20 protein-coding genes are annotated in these 18,224 nt (G+C 33.2%); 12 read left to right on the top strand and 8 right to left on the bottom strand.

All coding sequences use genetic code 11. The annotated features are described in order from the left end of the window. Positions 1-224: 224 nt before the first annotated feature. Positions 225-1,541 (bottom strand): adenosylhomocysteinase, encoded by a 1,317-nt coding sequence (gene ahcY / locus C0512_RS08170; protein WP_290860433.1) that lies wholly within the window; start codon positions 1,539-1,541, stop codon positions 225-227. A 139-nt stretch (positions 1,542-1,680) separates the two neighbouring features. Here ahcY and C0512_RS08165 point away from each other — a divergent pair, with 139 nt between their 5' ends. The 6 genes from C0512_RS08165 to C0512_RS08140 all read left to right on the top strand — a co-directional run bounded on the left by C0512_RS08165 (position 1,681) and on the right by C0512_RS08140 (position 8,620). Beyond that, positions 1,681-2,319, top strand: coding sequence for a 4'-phosphopantetheinyl transferase superfamily protein (locus C0512_RS08165; RefSeq protein ID WP_290860431.1), 639 nt, complete (start codon positions 1,681-1,683; stop codon positions 2,317-2,319). After that, a complete protein-coding gene (locus C0512_RS08160; RefSeq protein WP_290860429.1) occupies positions 2,316-3,035 on the top strand; it encodes a geranylgeranylglyceryl/heptaprenylglyceryl phosphate synthase in 720 nt (239 codons plus the stop codon). Before C0512_RS08165 ends, C0512_RS08160 begins: the two co-directional genes overlap by 4 nt. Further along, positions 3,028-3,648, top strand: coding sequence for a nicotinamide riboside transporter PnuC (pnuC, locus tag C0512_RS08155; RefSeq protein WP_290860427.1), 621 nt, complete (start codon positions 3,028-3,030; stop codon positions 3,646-3,648). Before C0512_RS08160 ends, pnuC begins: the two co-directional genes overlap by 8 nt. Continuing rightward, entirely contained in the window at positions 3,612-5,726 is a 2,115-nt protein-coding gene (locus C0512_RS08150; RefSeq protein ID WP_290860425.1) for a DUF4301 family protein, read from the top strand. Before pnuC ends, C0512_RS08150 begins: the two co-directional genes overlap by 37 nt. Continuing rightward, positions 5,726-6,127: an alternative ribosome rescue aminoacyl-tRNA hydrolase ArfB gene (gene arfB / locus C0512_RS08145; protein WP_290860423.1), complete on the top strand. Its 402-nt coding sequence runs from the start codon at positions 5,726-5,728 to the stop codon at positions 6,125-6,127. Before C0512_RS08150 ends, arfB begins: the two co-directional genes overlap by 1 nt. A gap of 276 nt (positions 6,128-6,403) precedes the next feature. Further along, positions 6,404-8,620 (top strand): TonB-dependent receptor, encoded by a 2,217-nt coding sequence (locus tag C0512_RS08140; protein ID WP_290860421.1) that lies wholly within the window; start codon positions 6,404-6,406, stop codon positions 8,618-8,620. A gap of 42 nt (positions 8,621-8,662) precedes the next feature. Here the strand turns inward: C0512_RS08140 and C0512_RS08135 are convergent, their stop codons facing one another. Further along, positions 8,663-9,082 carry a hypothetical protein gene (locus C0512_RS08135; protein WP_290860419.1) on the bottom strand — a complete coding sequence of 140 codons (420 nt, stop codon included), beginning with the start codon at positions 9,080-9,082 and terminating at the stop codon, positions 8,663-8,665. A 234-nt stretch (positions 9,083-9,316) separates the two neighbouring features. Between C0512_RS08135 and greA the strand changes: the two genes are divergently transcribed. Together greA and C0512_RS08125 are read left to right on the top strand one after the other, a co-directional pair. Continuing rightward, positions 9,317-9,793 carry a transcription elongation factor GreA gene (gene greA / locus C0512_RS08130; RefSeq protein ID WP_290860417.1) on the top strand — a complete coding sequence of 159 codons (477 nt, stop codon included), beginning with the start codon at positions 9,317-9,319 and terminating at the stop codon, positions 9,791-9,793. Positions 9,794-9,801: 8 nt separating this feature from the next. After that, positions 9,802-10,191: an HIT family protein gene (locus C0512_RS08125; RefSeq protein ID WP_290860415.1), complete on the top strand. Its 390-nt coding sequence runs from the start codon at positions 9,802-9,804 to the stop codon at positions 10,189-10,191. Positions 10,192-10,222: 31 nt separating this feature from the next. Here the strand turns inward: C0512_RS08125 and C0512_RS08120 are convergent, their stop codons facing one another. Further along, positions 10,223-11,377, bottom strand: a complete 1,155-nt coding sequence (locus tag C0512_RS08120) for a HAMP domain-containing sensor histidine kinase (protein WP_290860414.1) — start codon at positions 11,375-11,377, stop codon at positions 10,223-10,225. 102 nt (positions 11,378-11,479) lie between these two features. Between C0512_RS08120 and C0512_RS08115 the strand changes: the two genes are divergently transcribed. The 3 genes from C0512_RS08115 (at position 11,480) to aat (ending at position 13,519) form a co-directional block, all read left to right on the top strand. Next, positions 11,480-12,358, top strand: a complete 879-nt coding sequence (locus tag C0512_RS08115) for a flavin reductase family protein (RefSeq protein ID WP_290860474.1) — start codon at positions 11,480-11,482, stop codon at positions 12,356-12,358. A 35-nt stretch (positions 12,359-12,393) separates the two neighbouring features. Further along, the gene (locus C0512_RS08110) at positions 12,394-12,768 is read left to right on the top strand and encodes a DUF3127 domain-containing protein (protein WP_290860412.1); all 375 of its coding nucleotides are present in this window, start codon (positions 12,394-12,396) and stop codon (positions 12,766-12,768) included. Between the two features lie 115 nt (positions 12,769-12,883). Beyond that, a complete protein-coding gene (gene aat / locus C0512_RS08105) occupies positions 12,884-13,519 on the top strand; it encodes a leucyl/phenylalanyl-tRNA--protein transferase (protein ID WP_290860410.1) in 636 nt (211 codons plus the stop codon). 4 nt (positions 13,520-13,523) lie between these two features. On the opposite strand, the gene C0512_RS08100 is transcribed toward aat, so the two are convergent. Then, positions 13,524-14,171, bottom strand: coding sequence for a hypothetical protein (locus C0512_RS08100; protein WP_290860408.1), 648 nt, complete (start codon positions 14,169-14,171; stop codon positions 13,524-13,526). A gap of 119 nt (positions 14,172-14,290) precedes the next feature. Next, the gene (locus C0512_RS08095) at positions 14,291-14,851 is read right to left on the bottom strand and encodes a DNA-3-methyladenine glycosylase I (protein ID WP_290860406.1); all 561 of its coding nucleotides are present in this window, start codon (positions 14,849-14,851) and stop codon (positions 14,291-14,293) included. 159 nt (positions 14,852-15,010) lie between these two features. On the opposite strand from C0512_RS08095, the gene ald reads away from it, so the two are divergent. After that, on the top strand, positions 15,011-16,099 hold the full coding sequence (gene ald, locus C0512_RS08090) for an alanine dehydrogenase (protein ID WP_290860404.1): 1,089 nt from the start codon (positions 15,011-15,013) through the stop codon (positions 16,097-16,099). 76 nt (positions 16,100-16,175) lie between these two features. Here ald and C0512_RS08085 read toward each other — a convergent pair whose 3' ends face one another. The 3 genes from C0512_RS08085 to rpsB form a co-directional block, all read right to left on the bottom strand. After that, positions 16,176-16,391, bottom strand: coding sequence for a VF530 family protein (locus C0512_RS08085; RefSeq protein ID WP_290860402.1), 216 nt, complete (start codon positions 16,389-16,391; stop codon positions 16,176-16,178). Between the two features lie 93 nt (positions 16,392-16,484). Continuing rightward, entirely contained in the window at positions 16,485-17,447 is a 963-nt protein-coding gene (gene tsf, locus C0512_RS08080; RefSeq protein ID WP_290860400.1) for a translation elongation factor Ts, read from the bottom strand. Between the two features lie 145 nt (positions 17,448-17,592). Further along, positions 17,593-18,224 (bottom strand): 30S ribosomal protein S2 (rpsB, locus tag C0512_RS08075; RefSeq protein ID WP_290860398.1); only part of this gene is annotated, 632 nt, incomplete at its 5' end.

Genomic DNA, 18,224 nt, shown 5'->3' with positions numbered 1-18,224 from the left:
ATTTTTAAGAAAATTATTTATTACAAGTTATTATTTATTCAATAAAATAATTAGTTGCCACACAAAATGATTATTTCTAATGGCAAATCTTTAGATATTTTTTCCAATTTGTTTTTGTTGAAAAAGTATAAATGAACATCATCACTACAACTACTATAGTATAATTGGTTTTTTGTAAAAATAAAAAAAGCCCTCACTTTTCAGTAAGGGCTTAGTCTTTATACTTAGTATCTGTAATATTCCGGTTTATATGGTCCTTGAACATTAACGCCAATATAGGCAGCTTGTTCTTCATTTAAAGTTTCCAATTCAATGCCTAATTTAGCTAAGTGTAAAGCGGCAACTTTTTCATCTAAATGTTTTGGTAGCATATACACTTCGTTTTTGTAATTAGTTGAATTATTCCACAATTCAATTTGAGCCAACGTTTGATTTGTAAATGAATTACTCATTACAAAACTAGGGTGACCTGTTGCACAGCCTAAGTTAACCAAACGACCTTCAGCCAAAATGATGATGTCTTTTCCGTTGATGGTATATTTGTCTACTTGTGGTTTGATTTCAATTTTTGAAGCTCCGTGGTTACTGTTTAACCAAGCCATATCAATTTCATTGTCAAAGTGTCCGATGTTACATACAATTGTTTTGTCTTTCATTTGTTCAAAGTGAGAACCCACAACGATATCTTTATTTCCGGTAGTTGTGATGATGATATCAGCATTTCCAACTACAGTATTTAATTTTTTTACTTCAAAACCATCCATGGCAGCTTGTAATGCACAAATTGGGTCAATTTCGGTAACCGTAACAATTGAACCGGCACCTCTAAAAGAAGCAGCTGTTCCTTTGCCAACATCACCATATCCGCAAACAATTACTCTTTTACCTGCCAACATAATATCTGTTGCACGACGAACAGCATCAACAGCCGATTCTTTACAACCGTATTTGTTGTCAAATTTAGATTTTGTAACAGAGTCATTTACATTGATGGCTGGCATATATAAAGTACCGTTTTTCATTCTTTCATATAAACGATGAACTCCTGTAGTTGTTTCCTCTGAAAGACCTTTAATTCCTGGAATTAATTCCGGGTAACGATCAAAAACCATGTTGGTTAAATCACCACCATCATCTAAAATCATATTCAATGGTTTTCTGTCTTCACCAAAGAATAAAGTTTGTTCAATACACCAATCAAAAGACGCTTCATCAAGACCTTTCCAAGCATATACTTGAATTCCGGCAGCAGCGATTGCAGCAGCTGCTTGGTCTTGTGTAGAGAAAATGTTACAAGAACTCCAAGTTACTTCTGCTCCCAAAGCAATTAATGTTTCAATTAAAACTGCCGTTTGAATGGTCATGTGTAAACAACCGGCAATACGGGCACCTTTTAAAGGTTGGCTATTGCCATATTCTTCACGAAGAGCCATTAAGCCTGGCATTTCTGCTTCGGCCAATTCAATTTCTTTTCTTCCCCAAGCGGCCAAAGAAATATCTTTCACTTTGAACGCAACATAAGGTAATGTTTGTGTACTCATTTATAAAATAGTTATATTAGCTAAAAATTTTTTGCAAACTTACGCATTTAGGGAAGATTTTAAAAACCTTTTTAGGTTTTTTGTGATTTGTTTAATACGCTAAAGTTTTGAAATACAAATTGATATCTTTTTAAAAACCATGCCTTTTTATAAAAAAATACACGTTGATTCAAAAACAGTTGTTTTAGTTTGGAAAATTTCAGAATCTTATAATGAATTATTCCGTTCTGTTTCATTGAAAGACAATTCGTTAGCTCGCATGGAAGGAATGAAATCAGAAAGCCATCAGAAAGGTTTTTTGGCAGTTCGAATGTTATTGCAACAAGCAGGTTATACCGATTTTGATTTGTATTATGATGAATTTGGAAAACCGCATTTAAAAGATGGTAAACATATTTCGATCTCTCATTCATTTGATTTTTCTGTTATTGTTTTATCAGATAGAAATATTGGAATCGATTTAGAATTGCGTCGTGATTTAGTCAAAAAAATTGCCCGAAAATTTGCAGCCGAAAAATTTGTATATGAATCAGAACATAATTCCGATGATTTTATCCGTAAATTAACCGTTATTTGGGGAGTGAAAGAAGCCGTTTTTAAAGTAAGAAACGAAATAGGAATTAGTTTTAAAGAGCATATTTTTGTTCACCCATTTGAAATGGATGATAAACAAACAACAAGTTTATTAGATTTTAATGACACAAAACAAGAATTTGAAGTTTTCTTTACAGAAATTGAATCTTATACTTTAGTTTGGCTTTGGGAAACTGAAAAATGAAAAATATATACCAAGAAATAGTACAAGCTAAAATTGACAATCGAAAGCTTTTAGCCATTTTACTCGACCCGGATAAAGTAGATTTTGATGGTTTATTGTTGTTGACAGATAAAATTAAAACGTCTCCTGCAACTCATATTTTTGTTGGAGGCAGTATTGTAGAAACCAATAAAATTGACTTATTAATTCAATTTTTAAAAGATAAATTAACGATTCCTATTTTGCTTTTTCCCGGGAATCCATCTCAGATTTCAACTTATGCGGATGGAATATTGTTTTTAAGTTTACTTTCAGGAAGAAATCCTGTTTTTTTAATTGATCATCATGTAAAAGCAGTTCCAAAATTAAAAAACACATCATTAGAAATTATACCAACGGCTTATCTTCTCATTGAAAGTGGAAGTCAAACGGCGGTTGAACGGGTAAGTCAAACGGAACCGTTAGACAGAAATAATAGTAATTATGTTTGTCAAACGGCTATTGCAGGAGAATATTTAGGAAATAAATTACTTTATCTAGAAGCCGGAAGCGGAGCTAAATTAGCCGTTCCATTAGAAATGATTCACGAAGTTTCAAAATGCATTTCGATTCCATTGATAGTAGGAGGAGGCATTCGAACGCTTAAAGGAATTAAACAAGCCTACGATGCTGGAGCAGACTTAGTTGTGATAGGTACTGCTTTTGAAAATGATGTAACTTTCTTTGAAAATGATTGATTTTCTTTTTTCTCAATATAAAACGTACTCAAATTTTCATATTTATTTGGAAATTGTCGCGGTACTTTTTGGTTTAGTTAGTGTTTGGTATGCTAAAAAAGATAACATTTTAGTATTCCCAACCGGAATTATTAGCACGACAATCTTTATATATTTGCTTTGGAAATGGTCTTTGTTAGGGGATATGTCTATCAATGTTTACTATTCTATTATGAGTATTTACGGTTGGTATCATTGGACTCGAAAAAAGAATAATCAAACGGTGTTTCCAATTGACAAAATTTCTGAAAATGAGAAGAAATGGGCAATTATTATTTTTATAGTTACATCGATTGGGGTAATTTTAATCTATCAGTTTTTTGATAAATTTACACAATGGACAGCCTACGTTGATACTTTAACAACAGGACTTTTTTTTGTTGGCATGTGGCTTATGGCTAAACGAAAAATTGAACATTGGATTTTTTGGATAATTGGTGATATCATTTCAATTCCTTTGTATTTTTGTAAAGGTTATACATTTACGAGTTTACAATATTTAATTTTCACAATCATTGCCTTTTATGGCTATATCGAATGGAAGAAAATCTTAAACAGCAACACACAAGCATAATTAAAATTGCTATTTACGGACCGGAAAGTACGGGAAAAACAACTTTAGCAAAACAACTTGCTGAGCATTTTAATACCGTATGGATACCGGAATTTGCAAGAGATTATCTTCAGGATAAATGGAATAAAACGAAACAGATTTGTCAACAAGAGGATTTGTTACCCATTGCTATTGGTCAAACAAAACTTGAAAATGAAGGATTGCAAGACGCAAATGAACTATTGTTTTCTGATACAAACTTGATGGTTACTAAAGTTTTTTCGGATATCTATTATGGAAATACAAATCCAATATTACAAAAGGCGGCAAAAAAGCATAAATATGATTTGTTTTTACTGACAGATATTGATGTTCCATGGGAAAAAGACGATTTGCGTGACAGACCGGATAATAGAGAAGATACATTTAAACTATTTGAAGATGCTTTAATTCATTACAATAAACCGTTTATTAAAATTTCCGGATCTAAAGAAAAGAGATTTCAAAAAGCAACGTTATTAATCAATGATTTTTTAGAAGCAAAAGGGAGAGGGTTTAATTCTTTTGATTTTATACAATTCTATCAGCGAAATGTAGAATTAGATAAAGTAAAAAATCAAATCCATTTTTTAACCGAAGGAATACCTAGAATTGATTTAGACCGAATAGCCAAAATAGATGATGGAATTGAACAGCTAAGCAAAGAAGAGGCAATTTATTATGCTAACTTTTTTGATAACAAAAAAAATCAGTTAAAACTCAAAAAGTTTGTTCCTGCTTCCGGTGCAGCCAGTAGAATGTTTAAATTTTTGAATGATTTTTTACATGATTTTAAATTAGGAGAGGAATCAATTAATGCTTATATCAATAGAAAAAAAGCAAAAAATTTATCGCTGTTTTTAATTGGGATAGAAAAATTACCGTTTTATGAAAAGGTTTTATCACGAGTGAAAATTATTTTTCCGGAATATGAAAGTTGGGGATATGACAGTAAAATGTTTGCCTTCATTAAAATTATGTTGGCTAAAAACGAATTTGATTTTGCTAATAAACCTAAAGGCGTGTTGCCTTTTCACAAATATAAATCACATTGTGCAACTCCTATTGAAGAGCACTTGAACGAAGCAGTTTATTATGCTGCTTCCAATCAAAAAGCACATTTACATTTTACCGTTTCAGAAGAGCATCAAGAGGATTTTGAAAAAATTGTTGAATCAGTAAAACCCAAAATTGAGAACCAATTTCAAACAGAAATAAACGTAACCTATTCCTACCAAAATAAAGCTACCGATAGTATAGCATTAGATATGGAGAACAATTTATTTCGTGATGATCATGACTTGTTAGTTTTCAGACCGGGTGGACATGGTGCTTTAATAGAAAATTTAAATCGTTTAGATGCAGATATAATCTTTATTAAAAATATTGATAATGTTATCCAAAACCACATTGAAGAAATTGCGTTATACAAAAAAGCTTTAGCGGGGATTTTATTAGATAAACAGCAACAAATCTTCCTGTATCTTTCTCAATTAGATGCAGATAAAGTGGATAAAGTTTTTTTAGATGATGTGGTTACTTTTATTCAAACAAAACTCCATTTTGAAGTAGTAGAAGATTTTTCAAAATATACTAAAGAAAGTAAAATTGACTATTTGAAAAATTATTTAAATCGTCCGATACGAGTATGTGGAATGGTAAAAAACGAAGGAGAACCCGGAGGTGGACCTTTTTGGGTACGCGATAAAAAAGGCCTTGTTTTTTTACAAATAGTTGAAACAACTCAAATTGATGAGACCGATGCAACACAAGTTAAAATTTTAGAAAGTTCAACCCATTTTAATCCGGTCGATTTAGTATGTGGTATTCGAAATTATAGAGGAGTCAACTTTGATTTAAACGAATTTGTTGACCATAATAGCGGATTTGTTGTTCATAAAAACAAGGGTGGAAAAGAGTTAAAAGCCTTCGAACTTCCTGGACTTTGGAATGGTGCAATGGCAAAATGGCTTACCGTTTTTGTCGAGGTTCCGTTAATTACTTTTAATCCGGTGAAAACAGTGAATGATTTACTTAAAACAGCTCATCAGCCACAGTAATGGATAGTGATAAAATTATAGCGGAACTAAATTTTAAAGCGGTTAGAAGTAGTGGGGCAGGTGGTCAAAATGTGAATAAAGTTTCTTCTAAAGTTGTTTTGTCTTTTGATTTGTTTAACTCACAATGTTTATCTGATGATGAAAAAACAGTACTTTTCGAGAAATTAAAAACGAAACTAACATCAGCAGGAATGTTGATTTTAAATTGTGATGAAGATCGTAGCCAACTCAAAAACAAAGAAATCATCACAAAAAGGTTTTTAAAACTTATTCGAAACGCTTTGATTATTCCGAAAAAAAGAAAGCCCACAAAAATTCCACGTTCCGTTATAGAAAAAAGGATTAAATCAAAACGGAACACATCAGAAATAAAACAAAACAGGAAGAGACCAGAAGCTTAGAATATTATTTTTTGATTGCGAAATTAAGATTAACATTTGTTGAAGAATAATCTTTAGAAAATTATAACTAATTTTGTTATGTCTCAAAGGGGTGCTTATATTTTGAATTTAATTCAAAACAAACGAGCTGAGATCATACCCAACGAACCTAGAACAGGTAATGCTGTTTAGGGAAAAGACAAAAAACAAAAGTGCACATTTGTTTGGCTGTCAAGAGTATCAATTTTAATTTTTAACCAAGAATAATTACCCCTTTTATTCGTAAACATTTTACGAATGCAAACTTTATTCAACAAATTTTGCCATAAAGGCACAAAGTCGTTTAGTAGGTGCTTTTTTTTCAGCTTACTTCTGTTTTCTTTTTCCGGATTTTCACAAGAAACGGTAAACGATACAACTAAAACAAAAGAGATTTCACTTGATGAAGTTTTAGTATCAGCCGTTCGGGTAACAGCACAATCACCGGTAACATTTTCCAATCTTCGCAAAGAAGAATTCCAATCCAGAAATTTGGGTCAGGATATTCCACTCATGATGAATTATCTACCTTCGGTTGTTACAACTACCGATGCCGGAGCCGGTGTGGGTTATACCGGAATTCGGGTTAGGGGTTCTGATGCGACACGGGTGAATGTAACAATCAATGGAATACCTTACAATGATTCCGAAAGCCAGGGAACTTTTTGGGTAAACATGCCCGATTTTGCGAGTTCAACCGAAAGTTTACAACTTCAACGCGGTGTTGGCACTTCCACAAATGGAGCCGGAGCTTTTGGAGCAAGTCTGAATGTGTTAACTGATAATTATTCGAAAGAATCCAAAGGTGAAATTTCAAATTCCTTTGGTAGTTTTAACACTCGAAAACATACCGTGAAGTTCAGCACCGGTTTGATGAATGAGCAGTTTGAAATTGCGGGACGCTTATCTGCAATCAATTCCGATGGGTATATAGACAGAGCTTCATCTGATTTGAAATCGTATTTTCTGCAAGGAGCCTATGTAGGAAAATCGACTTTAATAAAAGGTTTGGTGTTTGGAGGCATTCAAAAAACCTATCAAGCTTGGTACGGTTTAGAAGATCCCGAAAAACTTGAAAATGATCGAACGTTTAACGTTGCCGGAATGTATTTTGACGAAAAAGGGAAAATGAAATTTTATGACAATGAGACCGATAATTACCAACAAGATCATTACCAATTGCATTGGAACGAGCGTTGGAACGAACATTGGAGCAGTAATTTTGCGTTTCATTACACCAAAGGAAAAGGCTATTTTGAACAATATAAAGAAGATGAAGATTTTTCAGATTATGGTTTAGAACCTATTGTTTTGGGTGGAGAAACGATTGATATGACGGATTTAATTCGCAGACGTTGGTTGGATAATGATTTTTACGGAACTACTTTTTCTGTAAATTATAACAAAGATAAAGTAGATGTAATTATTGGTGGTGGAGCAAATAAATATGAAGGAGATCATTTTGGCGAAATTATTTGGGCTCAATATGCTTCGCAAAGCGAAATTAGAGATCGCTATTACGACGATTTTTCTTCGAAAACAGATGTGAATGTTTTTGCAAAAATCAACTATCAACTCACAACAAAATGGCGTTTGTTTGGAGATATGCAATACCGAAACGTAGGCTATCAAGCCAATGGAGCAGAAACAGGCTTGGTAAACGACACGTTTAATTTTTTTAATCCGAAAGTAGGTGTGACTTATGTCATGAATGAAAAACAAAACTTTTATTTTTCATACGCTAAAGCCAATCGCGAACCCAATCGAAACGATTATGAAAGTGGAAATCCAAAACCAGAGAAATTGGATGATTATGAATTAGGTTGGCGTTTCTCCACCGAAAAAACAAAATTGAATGTCAATGGTTATTTCATGAAATACAGAGACCAATTGGTTTTAACCGGCGAATTAAACGATGTGGGTGCTCCTGTTCGAGCCAACAGTGGCGATAGTTACCGACTTGGATTGGAAGTTGATGCCACTTTTAAACTTACCAATAAGTGGTTTTTGCAACCAAATGTAACGCTGAGTCAAAATATAAATCAAGATTTTGTATTTCAACGGGACGGAGTTTTTGAAGATTTAGGAACCACAAATATTGCTTTTTCACCCGATTTAATTGCGGCAAACAGATTGGTGTTTATGCCTATTCAAAATTTTCAAGTGTCACTTTTGTCAAAATTTGTGGGTGAACAATACATGGGAAATATCGATGCAGAAAGTTCAAAATTAGACAGTTATTTTGTGAACGATTTGAATGCATCGTATGAAATAGTAACCAAAAAAGTATTCAAATCTATACGAATTGATGTATTGGTAAATAATATCTTCAATTTAGAGTATGAAAGTAATGGGTATTTCTACACCTATGACGATGATTTTTCCAATCCGGGAACTGTCACAACAATAGAAGGTGCCGGTTATTACCCGCAAGCAGGGATAAACTTGTTAGTAGGATTAACACTCTTATTTTAAACACAGCATAAAAAATCCTGACTGTTCGGTCAGGATTTTAATTTAATTATAAACACGTATGTTTGGTAAATTTACCTCCACTCGATATCTTTTCATGGGGTATTGCAAACTGCTAAGCCCTGTAAATAAGCTGTATTGTTCATCATCACAAGGACATATGGCGTTAATTCCACTTATTATCATTGTAGAACAACCTGAAATAGGTTGATTAGGGCATGCTGCATCATAGGCTAAATAACCGCTGCCACTATTAAAAACAATTACTCCTCTTGCCCCAGCGGTGCCTTGTGGAATATAGACGGCATTACTAGGGAATTGTAAATTACTATAGGAAGGTAAATTCACATTGATGTCAACTGTAAAGGTATAATTTGGAATATAAGGATTATTGTCATTTCCACCACCACTGTCGCAACCGAATAAGAATAAAGGACTGAATATAACTAAAATGATTTTTTTCATTTTTTTGATTAAAATAGAGTGAACAAATTTAAATTAATTACCTTTGATTAATACTAATAAGCAATAATTTTTCTGAGAAATAAAAAAATATCCTATCTTTGTGATAAGAAATCCTCTCAAAGGGGATTTTTTCTATTTTATATAAACGAGAAATAAAAGATTTTTATATAATTAAGTTCACTTTTTTGTGACTGATTAACAAACAAAATACAGCATTAAAAAACACATGAAGTTATGAGTACAGTATCGTATTATACCGCTGAGGGTTTAAAAAAATTAAAAGAAGAATTAGAAACGTTAAAACATATTGAACGACCAAAAGCGTCTCAAGCCATCGCAGAAGCAAGAGATAAAGGCGATTTATCTGAAAATGCAGAATATGACGCAGCTAAAGAAGCACAAGGTCTTTTAGAATTGCGTATTTCAAAAATGGAAGAGGTTTATTCTAATGCAAGATTAATTGACGAATCGCAATTAGATATGTCTAAAGCATTGGTTTTATCAAATGTAAAAATTAAAAACCAAGCCAATGGTATGGAAATGAAATATACCTTAGTTGCAGAAAGTGAAGCCGATTTAAAAACCGGTAAAATTTCGGTAACTTCTCCAATAGGAAAAGGCTTACTTGGAAAATCGGTTGGTGACGTGGCAGAAATCACTGTTCCAAATGGTGTATTGAAATTTGAAATATTAGATATTTCAAGAGATTAATTTGTGATATGGCAAGTATTTTTACAAAAATAATCAACGGTGAAATTCCTTGTTATAAAATAGCAGAGGATGCTGATTTTATTGCATTTTTAGATGTAAATCCAAATGCAAAAGGGCACACGCTGTGTGTTCCAAAACAGGAAATTAACAAGCTTTTTGAAATGGAGGAAGACCATTATTTAAATTTGATGAAATTTTCCAGAACAATAGCCGTGGCCTTAGAAAAAGCAGTTTCTTGTAAACGAATTGGAATGAGTGTAATCGGTTTAGAAGTGCCTCATGTTCATGTACATTTAATTCCACTCAATGAAATGGATGAAGTTCGTTTTCAAAAAAAGGTTTCTTTCACAAAAGAAGAATTTGAAGAAATAGCTAAAAATATTAAAGCTAGTTTATAATTTAAATCCCGAGCAATCGGGATTTTTCATTTTATGAAGTTGTCTTTTTAAAACTTAACATCATTGTAGTGCCTTTATCAATTTCTGAATGGTGCACTTTGATTTTTCCTTTGTGGTATTCTTCCACAATGCGTTTGGTTAAGGAAAGTCCCAATCCCCAACCTCTTTTTTTGGTAGTAAATCCGGGATCAAATACCTTTTTAAATTGATTTTTAGGAATGCCTTTTCCGCTATCAGAAACATAAATTCTTACTTCTTTTTCTTCTTCAATAATATTTAAGTCCAATTTTCCGCGACCTTTCATCGCATCAATGGCATTTTTAACTAAATTTTCAATAGTCCAACTATGTAAAGCAGGATTGATAGAAACAAATATTGGATGTGGAGGGGCAAGAAAAGTAAATTCTACTTGTTTTGAAAACCGAGATTTAAGGTAATCATAGGATTGTTCTGTTTCAGCTATAATGTCTAATTTTTCCAAAACGGGTTCAGAGCCCACTTTAGAAAATCGGTCAGTAATTGTTTGTAATCGTGTGATGTCTTTTTGTATTTCCAATAGGGTAGATTCAGCAACATTTTCAGCTTTCAAAATTTCCAACCAACCAATGAGTGATGATAAAGGAGTGCCAATTTGATGAGCGGTTTCTTTAGCCATACCGGCCCAAAGTTTATTTTGTGTAGCAATTTTAGAAGTTTGATAAAAATTGAAAACCAGTAATCCAAAAAGAAAAATAATTAACAGTAAAGCAAGCGGATAATATTTTAATTTATTTAACAAAGAGGAATCACCGTAATATAAATAACGAAATTTTCCTTCGACATATTCCATCACAATCGGGTCATTTTCCTTTTTTAATTTTTCTAACAAGCTCCTGAGTTTTGCAGAATCCTTTTCGTCAATATCTTCAATGTTTGTTTTGTTGACAATGCTGTCGTTTTCATCGGTTACAATGATTGGAATAGTTGTCGTATTGCTAATAATTTTTAGCGGAAGACTAATATCTGCATCAACATCTGAACTGAAAACATTAGTTTGTGCTTCTGCCCAAAGTTCCATTTTCAAGCGTTCATCTTTTTTAAAACGTTGAAAAAAAGTATAAGTATTCCAAAGTATCAACGAAACAATCACAAACGACGTGAGTATTAAAATCCACCGGGTGACATTTCGACTTTCAGAAAACTGCATAAAAAAGTATTTAGGATAAAAGTAGTAAAATCTTATTGGAATTAAAAAAATCGAGTGGCAAATACTTTTCAATTTTATACATTTGTAGAAACACAAATAAGCATGGTTAGTATTTCTCCTAAAGATGTTTCTCCGTTAAAATTGCAAGGCTTTTTACAGAGTGCTGTTGGTCCGAGACCAATTGCATTTGCCAGCACGCTTGACAAAAATGGCAATCCTAATTTATCACCATTCAGTTTTTTTAATGTGTTTAGTTCAAATCCTCCGGTTTTGATTTTTTCACCGGCTCGAAGAGTGCGAGACAACACGATAAAACATACCTTAATCAATTGTGATGCAACCCGAGAAGTTGTGATTAATGTGGTAAATTATGAAATTGTACAGCAAATGTCACTCTCGAGTACGGAATATGCCGATGGAGTAAATGAGTTTTTGAAATCCGGTTTGACCATGTTGTCTTCTGAGGTTGTAAAGCCTTTTCGAGTAGCAGAAAGTCCGGTTCAATTTGAATGCAAGGTGAATGAAATAATCAGTTTAGGGACCGAAGGTGGGGCCGGGAATTTAATCATCTGTGAAGTAGTAAAATTGCATATTGACGAATCGATTTTGGACGAAAACGGAAACATCGACCAACACAAAATTGATTTAGTATCTAGGATGGGTGCGAATTGGTATTCGCGTTCCAATGAAGGTCTTTTTGAAATTCCAAAACCATTGGCAACATTAGGGATTGGGGTAGATCAAATCCCGGATTTTGTCAAAGAAAGTACTGTTTTTAACGGAAATGATTTGGGAATGTTAGGGAATGTAGAAAGTTTGCCAACCAACGAAGAAATTAATATATTTGTACGAGATAATATTCAAGTAAAAGGCGTTTTGAGTTCTGCTGATGAAATGAAAGTGCATGAAAAAGCAAAAGAATTCCTCAATAAACAAGATGCTGTTTCAGCTTGGAAGGTCTTATTAGCCAAACGAGTTTAATATAAGCCAATTTAATAATTTTTAAAATCAAGAGTATGGAAGTTACAGGAAAAATCAGAGTAGTGAATCCGGAACAACAAGTGAGTGCTACATTCAGAAAAAGAGAATTAGTTGTTTCTACAGAAGAGCAATATCCACAACACATCAGTATTAATTTTGTACAAGATAAATGCGATTTGCTGAATAGTTATAAAGTGGGTGAAGCTGTAAAAGTTTCAATCAATTTAAGAGGTAGAGAATGGGTTAACCCACAAGGTGAAACCAAATATTTCAACGATATTCAAGGATGGAGAATTGAACGTTTGCAAGCAGAAGCTCCTGCTGCAGGAATGCCTCCGATGCCGGCGGCAGAAGCATTTGAACCGGCAACTAACTTTAATGAAGAAGAGCATGATGATTTGCCTTTCTAGTGAGAGAATAGAAGAAAGAAAAAGAAAATCATTCTAAATGGCTAACTTGGTTATGCGTTTAGAATGATTTTCGGTTTTAGCAATATATCTCTTTTGTTTATCTATCTTCAATAACATGTATTTTTTATCTACTGAATTATATTTTCCGCCAGTAACAGAAGCTTCCTCGGAAGGAATTCTCGCAGTGGGAGGCGATTTGAGTATAGAAAGGTTGCTATTGGCTTATCACAGCGGAATATTTCCTTGGTTTGATGACGATGAACCTATTTTGTGGTGGAGTCCGTCTGAGCGAATGGTGGTAAATCCTCAAGATTATAAAATAGCCAAAAGTTTGCGTAATATTTTAAATCGAAATATTTTTAAAATAACATTTAATCAAAATTTTACGGAAGTGATTAAAAATTGCCAAAAAATAAAAAGAAAAGGTCAACGCGGAACTTGGATTACCGATTCAATGTTGGAAGCGTATATAAAATTACATGAAACAGGATATGCAAAATCGGTAGAAGTTTGGCAAGATAACGAATTGGTTGGCGGTTTATATGGAGTAGATTTGGGCAAAGTATTTTGTGGTGAAAGCATGTTTTCAACCGTTTCTAACGCGAGTAAAGTGGCCTTTGTTTCATTAATACAAAAACTTAAAGAGGAAAATTACCATTTGTTGGATTGCCAAGTGCATAATGACCATTTAGAAAAATTAGGGGCTTTTGAAATATCGAGAGCAGTTTATATGAAGGTTTTGAAAGGGTAGATTATTATTTCCCAATTCGCCAACTATATTCTTTAACTGATGGAATATAAGCACGGTCACCTTTAATGATTAAATCTGTGTAGATTTTACCATCATATTTTATGCCAATGGCAGGGCCTGATGTGTAGACAATATTATCCTTAAATTCAACTTTTATTTTGTCATCATTGAGTTTTACATCAGATACTTTTTCAACTAACCAGGTTGATTTCCATTCAATATATAATTCGTTTTCCGCTGTTTTTTTTACACTTTTAACTATGGAAGAGGCATCTTTTGGTAGCTTATTCTGTTTGATTAATTCTTCCTTTGTTACCGTTTGTCCAACTTGAATAGTATTTAATATAGCTGACAAATTGGTGTAAATTTTATGGTTTTTCGGAATGGCAACTGATTTTGATTCTGTTTTTCTTAAAGAGGGAATTGGCTCAGTAGCCGCTATGACAGGCACTTTTTTTATGATTTTCGATTCAATTTTTTGAGTTGTTGAGTTTTCAACTTTTTCTTCAATAATTAAAGATGAATTGTTAACTTTTTCAACAGTTTGAATTTTTTCGTTCGAAGAATTCTTTTGCTTTTCATTTTTACCACAATTTAAAAAGCTAATCAGTAGAAAAGTAAACAAAGTCAATGAAGCAAATTTCTTAAACATGTCTGAATGTTTTTTATGGAGTTTTTACATAATGAGTGTAAAATTACTATTTAATTACTTGTGGGTCAAACAAAATCAAAAAACTTGAGAGCTAAAATAATAGGCTAAAAAAATGTTTTTTATTTTCTTTTCCAGCAACTCAACAAATGATCATTTACCATTCCAGTAGCTTGCATGTGAGCATAAACTACTGTTGAGCCTACAAATTTAAAACCTCTTTTTTTCAAATCTTTGCTAATTGCATCGGATAGCGGAGTCGATGCCGGAATATCTTTTAATTCTTTAAATTGATTCACTAAAGGTTTTCCGTTTGTGAAATTCCAAATATATGTAGCGAAAGTGCCAAATTCTTCTATCACTTTTATATAAGCATTAGCATTACTTACAGCGGCTCTTATTTTTAGCTGGTTTCTTATGATGCCGGTATTCTGCATTAATTCCTGAATATGGTTTTCAGTAAAAAGAGCTACTTTTTCATATTCAAAATTTTCAAAAGCTACTCTGAAATTTTCACGTTTAGCCAAGACGGTGTACCAACTTAATCCTGCTTGAAAAGTTTCTAATAGTAGAAATTCAAATAATTTTTGGTCATCATAAACCGGATTTCCCCATTCTTCATCGTGGTAAGTGCGGTATAAATCATCTTTTTCGCACCAAGCACATCTGTTTTTAATTTCCATATCAGCTTCATTTTTACCAAATATAAAAAAAGAAACCCATAATTTGTGTTTTTCTTTTTATTTAGGGGTTGTTCTTTAAAAAATCAATAAAAATTAAAATATAGTATTAAAAATAGGGGTTAGTTGTGTAAATTCGCTAAATAATATACATTTAATAGTATGAAAATAGGGGTTCCTAAAGAAATAAAAAATAACGAGAGTCGTGTTGGGATGACCCCTGCAGGTGTTTTCGAATTGATAAAAAACAATCATACAGTTTACGTTCAACAAGATGCTGGTTTTGGAAGCGGATTTTTTGATACGGATTATGCTGTTGTAGGAGCAATTTTAGTGCCTACAGCTGCTGAAGTTTATGCACAGTCCGATATGATTGTGAAAGTGAAAGAACCAATTCCGGAGGAATATCCATTGATAAAAGAAAATCATGTAGTTTTTACCTATTTTCATTTTGCTTCAAGTGAAGAATTGACAATCGCGATGATTAATTCCAAAGCGGTTTGTATAGCTTATGAAACTGTGGAAGAAACAGACGGTTCGTTGCCATTATTAACACCAATGTCGGAAGTTGCCGGTAGAATGGCTATTCAACAAGGGGCAAAGTATTTAGAAAAACCGATTAAAGGAAGAGGCGTGTTGTTAGGGGGTGTTCCTGGAGTTCCTCCCGGGAAAGTTTTGGTGCTTGGAGCTGGAATTGTTGGAATTCAAGCTGCAAAAATGGCAGCCGGTTTAGGAGCACATGTGACTATTTTGGACATTAATATGAAACGCCTTCGCTATGTAAATGATGTGATGCCCAGTCATGTTGTGACCGAATTTTCAAGTGAGTACAATATTCGTCGACATATCAAAAACCACGATTTAATCATAGGTGCTGTTTTAATTCCGGGTGCGAAAGCTCCCAAATTAATTACCCGTGATATGTTGAAAGAGATGCACCCGGGAACAGTTATGGTTGATGTAGCAGTTGATCAAGGGGGGTGTTTTGAAACAACAGTAGCGACAACACATGAAAACCCAACCTATATCATTGATGACGTAGTGCATTATTGTGTGGCAAATATGCCTGGAGCTGTGCCTTATACTTCTACTTTAGCATTAACGAATGTCACGTTGCCGTATGTGTTGAAATTGGCCAATTTAGGATGGGAAATGGCCACTGAACGATATCCTGACTTAAGAAAAGGACTTAATATTGTTCATGGCGAAATAATATATAAAGAATTAGCTGATACGTTTAATTTTAGTTAATAGGTTTTGTTTGTTTGTTTTAAAAATCCCATCAACTTTCAGGCGATGGGATTTTTTGTTTTATCATTGAAGGAAACTATTTTTTTGTAATAGTATCAATATACAGTTCTTCCACTTTTTTTCTGGCCCAATCTGTTTTTCGTAAAAATGTTAAACTCGATTTAATGGAAGGATTTTCGGTAAAACATTTAATTTTTATCAGGGTTCCTAAAGTTTCAAAACCATAATAGTCAACTAAATATTCGACAATAGATTGTAGTGTTTTGCCATGAAGAGGATCGGTGTTTTGCATGAAGTAAAGGTAATTAAAATGCATAAAAAAACCTCAATTTTTACAATTGAGGTTTTTAAAATATTTAAATTCTGAAACAAATTCAGAAAAAGATTACCCTAAAGCAACTCTTTTGAATCCTGTAATTTCAACGTTGAATCCTTTAACGTAATCGCTAACTTTTTTGCTATCGTCTTTGATAAAGTTTTGATCTAATAAGGCTTTCTCTTGGTCTAAAGTAGTATTATCAGAGATGAAACGTTGAATTTTTCCCGGAATAATTTTATCCCAAATTTGTTCTGGTTTGCCTTCAGCTTTTAATTCAGCTTTAGCATCTTCTTCAGCTTGTTTGATAACTTCTTCAGTTAATTGAGAGAAAGAAATATATTTAGGAACATTTTTTAAAGTCTTTCCTAAACGTTTTGCTTCTTCATTTTCTTTTTCGATTATAGCAATACGAGCAGCAAGTTCAGAAGAAACGAAAGCAGGATCAAAATCTTTGTAAGATAATGTATCAGCTCCCATTGAAGCAACTTGCATAGAGATGTCTTTAGTTAAAACGTCACCATTAGAAATTGGTTCAGAAATTGCAGTTAATGCAGCAATTTTGTTCACGTGAACATACGATCCAACAAAAGCACCTTCTAAAATTTCAAAACCACCGATTTCGATTTTTTCACCGATAACACCAGTTTGCTCGATTAATTTTTCAGCAACAGTAATTCCGTTGAAATCTGAAGCTAAAAATTCTTCTTTAGAAGAGAAGTTGATAGCTTTTTCAACTAATTGTTTAGCTAAAGAAACAAAAGATTCGTTTTTACCTACGAAATCTGTTTCGCAGTTTAAAGTAATGATAGCTCCTTTAGTTTTGTCAGCATTTACAAAAGAAACAGCAGCTCCTTCACTAGACTCACGGTCAGAACGGTTAGCAGCAACTTTTTGCCCTTTTTCTCTAAGGTTTTGTATAGCTTTATCGAAATCTCCTTCAGCTTCAACCAAAGCTTTTTTACAGTCCATCATTCCGGCACCTGTAGTTTGTCTTAATTTATTTACGTCTGCAGCAGTAATTGTTGCCATTTTGTATTTATTTTTAAGTTTTTAATTTTTTGTAAAAAAACAAATTCCAATAATCAAATTCCAAATTCCAATTTTATTAAATCATCAATTTTTGGAGAGATAATTTTTTGGAACTTGGAATTTTTCCTATTGGAATTTATATTATTTATTCTTCTGAAGTTGTTTTAGCTTCTTCTACTTCCACTGCTGGAGCAGCTGTTGCTACTACTTCTTCCACTGCATCTTCAGTTACAACTGCATCGCCATCTTTTTCAGATCCTCTTTCAGAAAGACCCTCGATGATAGCACCGGTTACTAAAGATAAAATTTTGTCAATTGATTTAGAAGCATCATCGTTAGCTGGAATTACATATTCAACCTGACGTGGGTCAGAGTTTGTATCCACCATAGCGAAAACTGGAATGTTTAATTTTTGTGCTTCTTTTACTGCGATATGTTCAGCTTTGATATCTACTACAAATAATGCAGCAGGTAATCTAGACATGTCAGCGATAGAACCTAAGTTCTTCTCTAGTTTTGCACGAAGACGATCTACTTGTAAACGTTCTTTCTTAGAAAGTGTATTAAAAGTGCCATCTTTCTTCATTCTATCAATTGAGGCCATTTTTTTAACGGCTTTACGGATAGTCACGAAGTTAGTTAACATACCACCAGGCCATCTTTCCGTGATATACGGCATGTTCGCGGCAGCAGCTTTTTCGGCTACGATATCTTTTGCTTGTTTTTTGGTAGCTACGAAAAGTACTTTTCTACCAGATGCTGCAATTTTTTTCAAGG

The sequence above is a fragment of the Flavobacterium sp. genome (genome assembly GCF_013822155.1).
GTDB lineage: Bacteria > Bacteroidota > Bacteroidia > Flavobacteriales > Flavobacteriaceae > Flavobacterium.
This window is presented reverse-complemented; position numbering and strand designations above follow the sequence as displayed.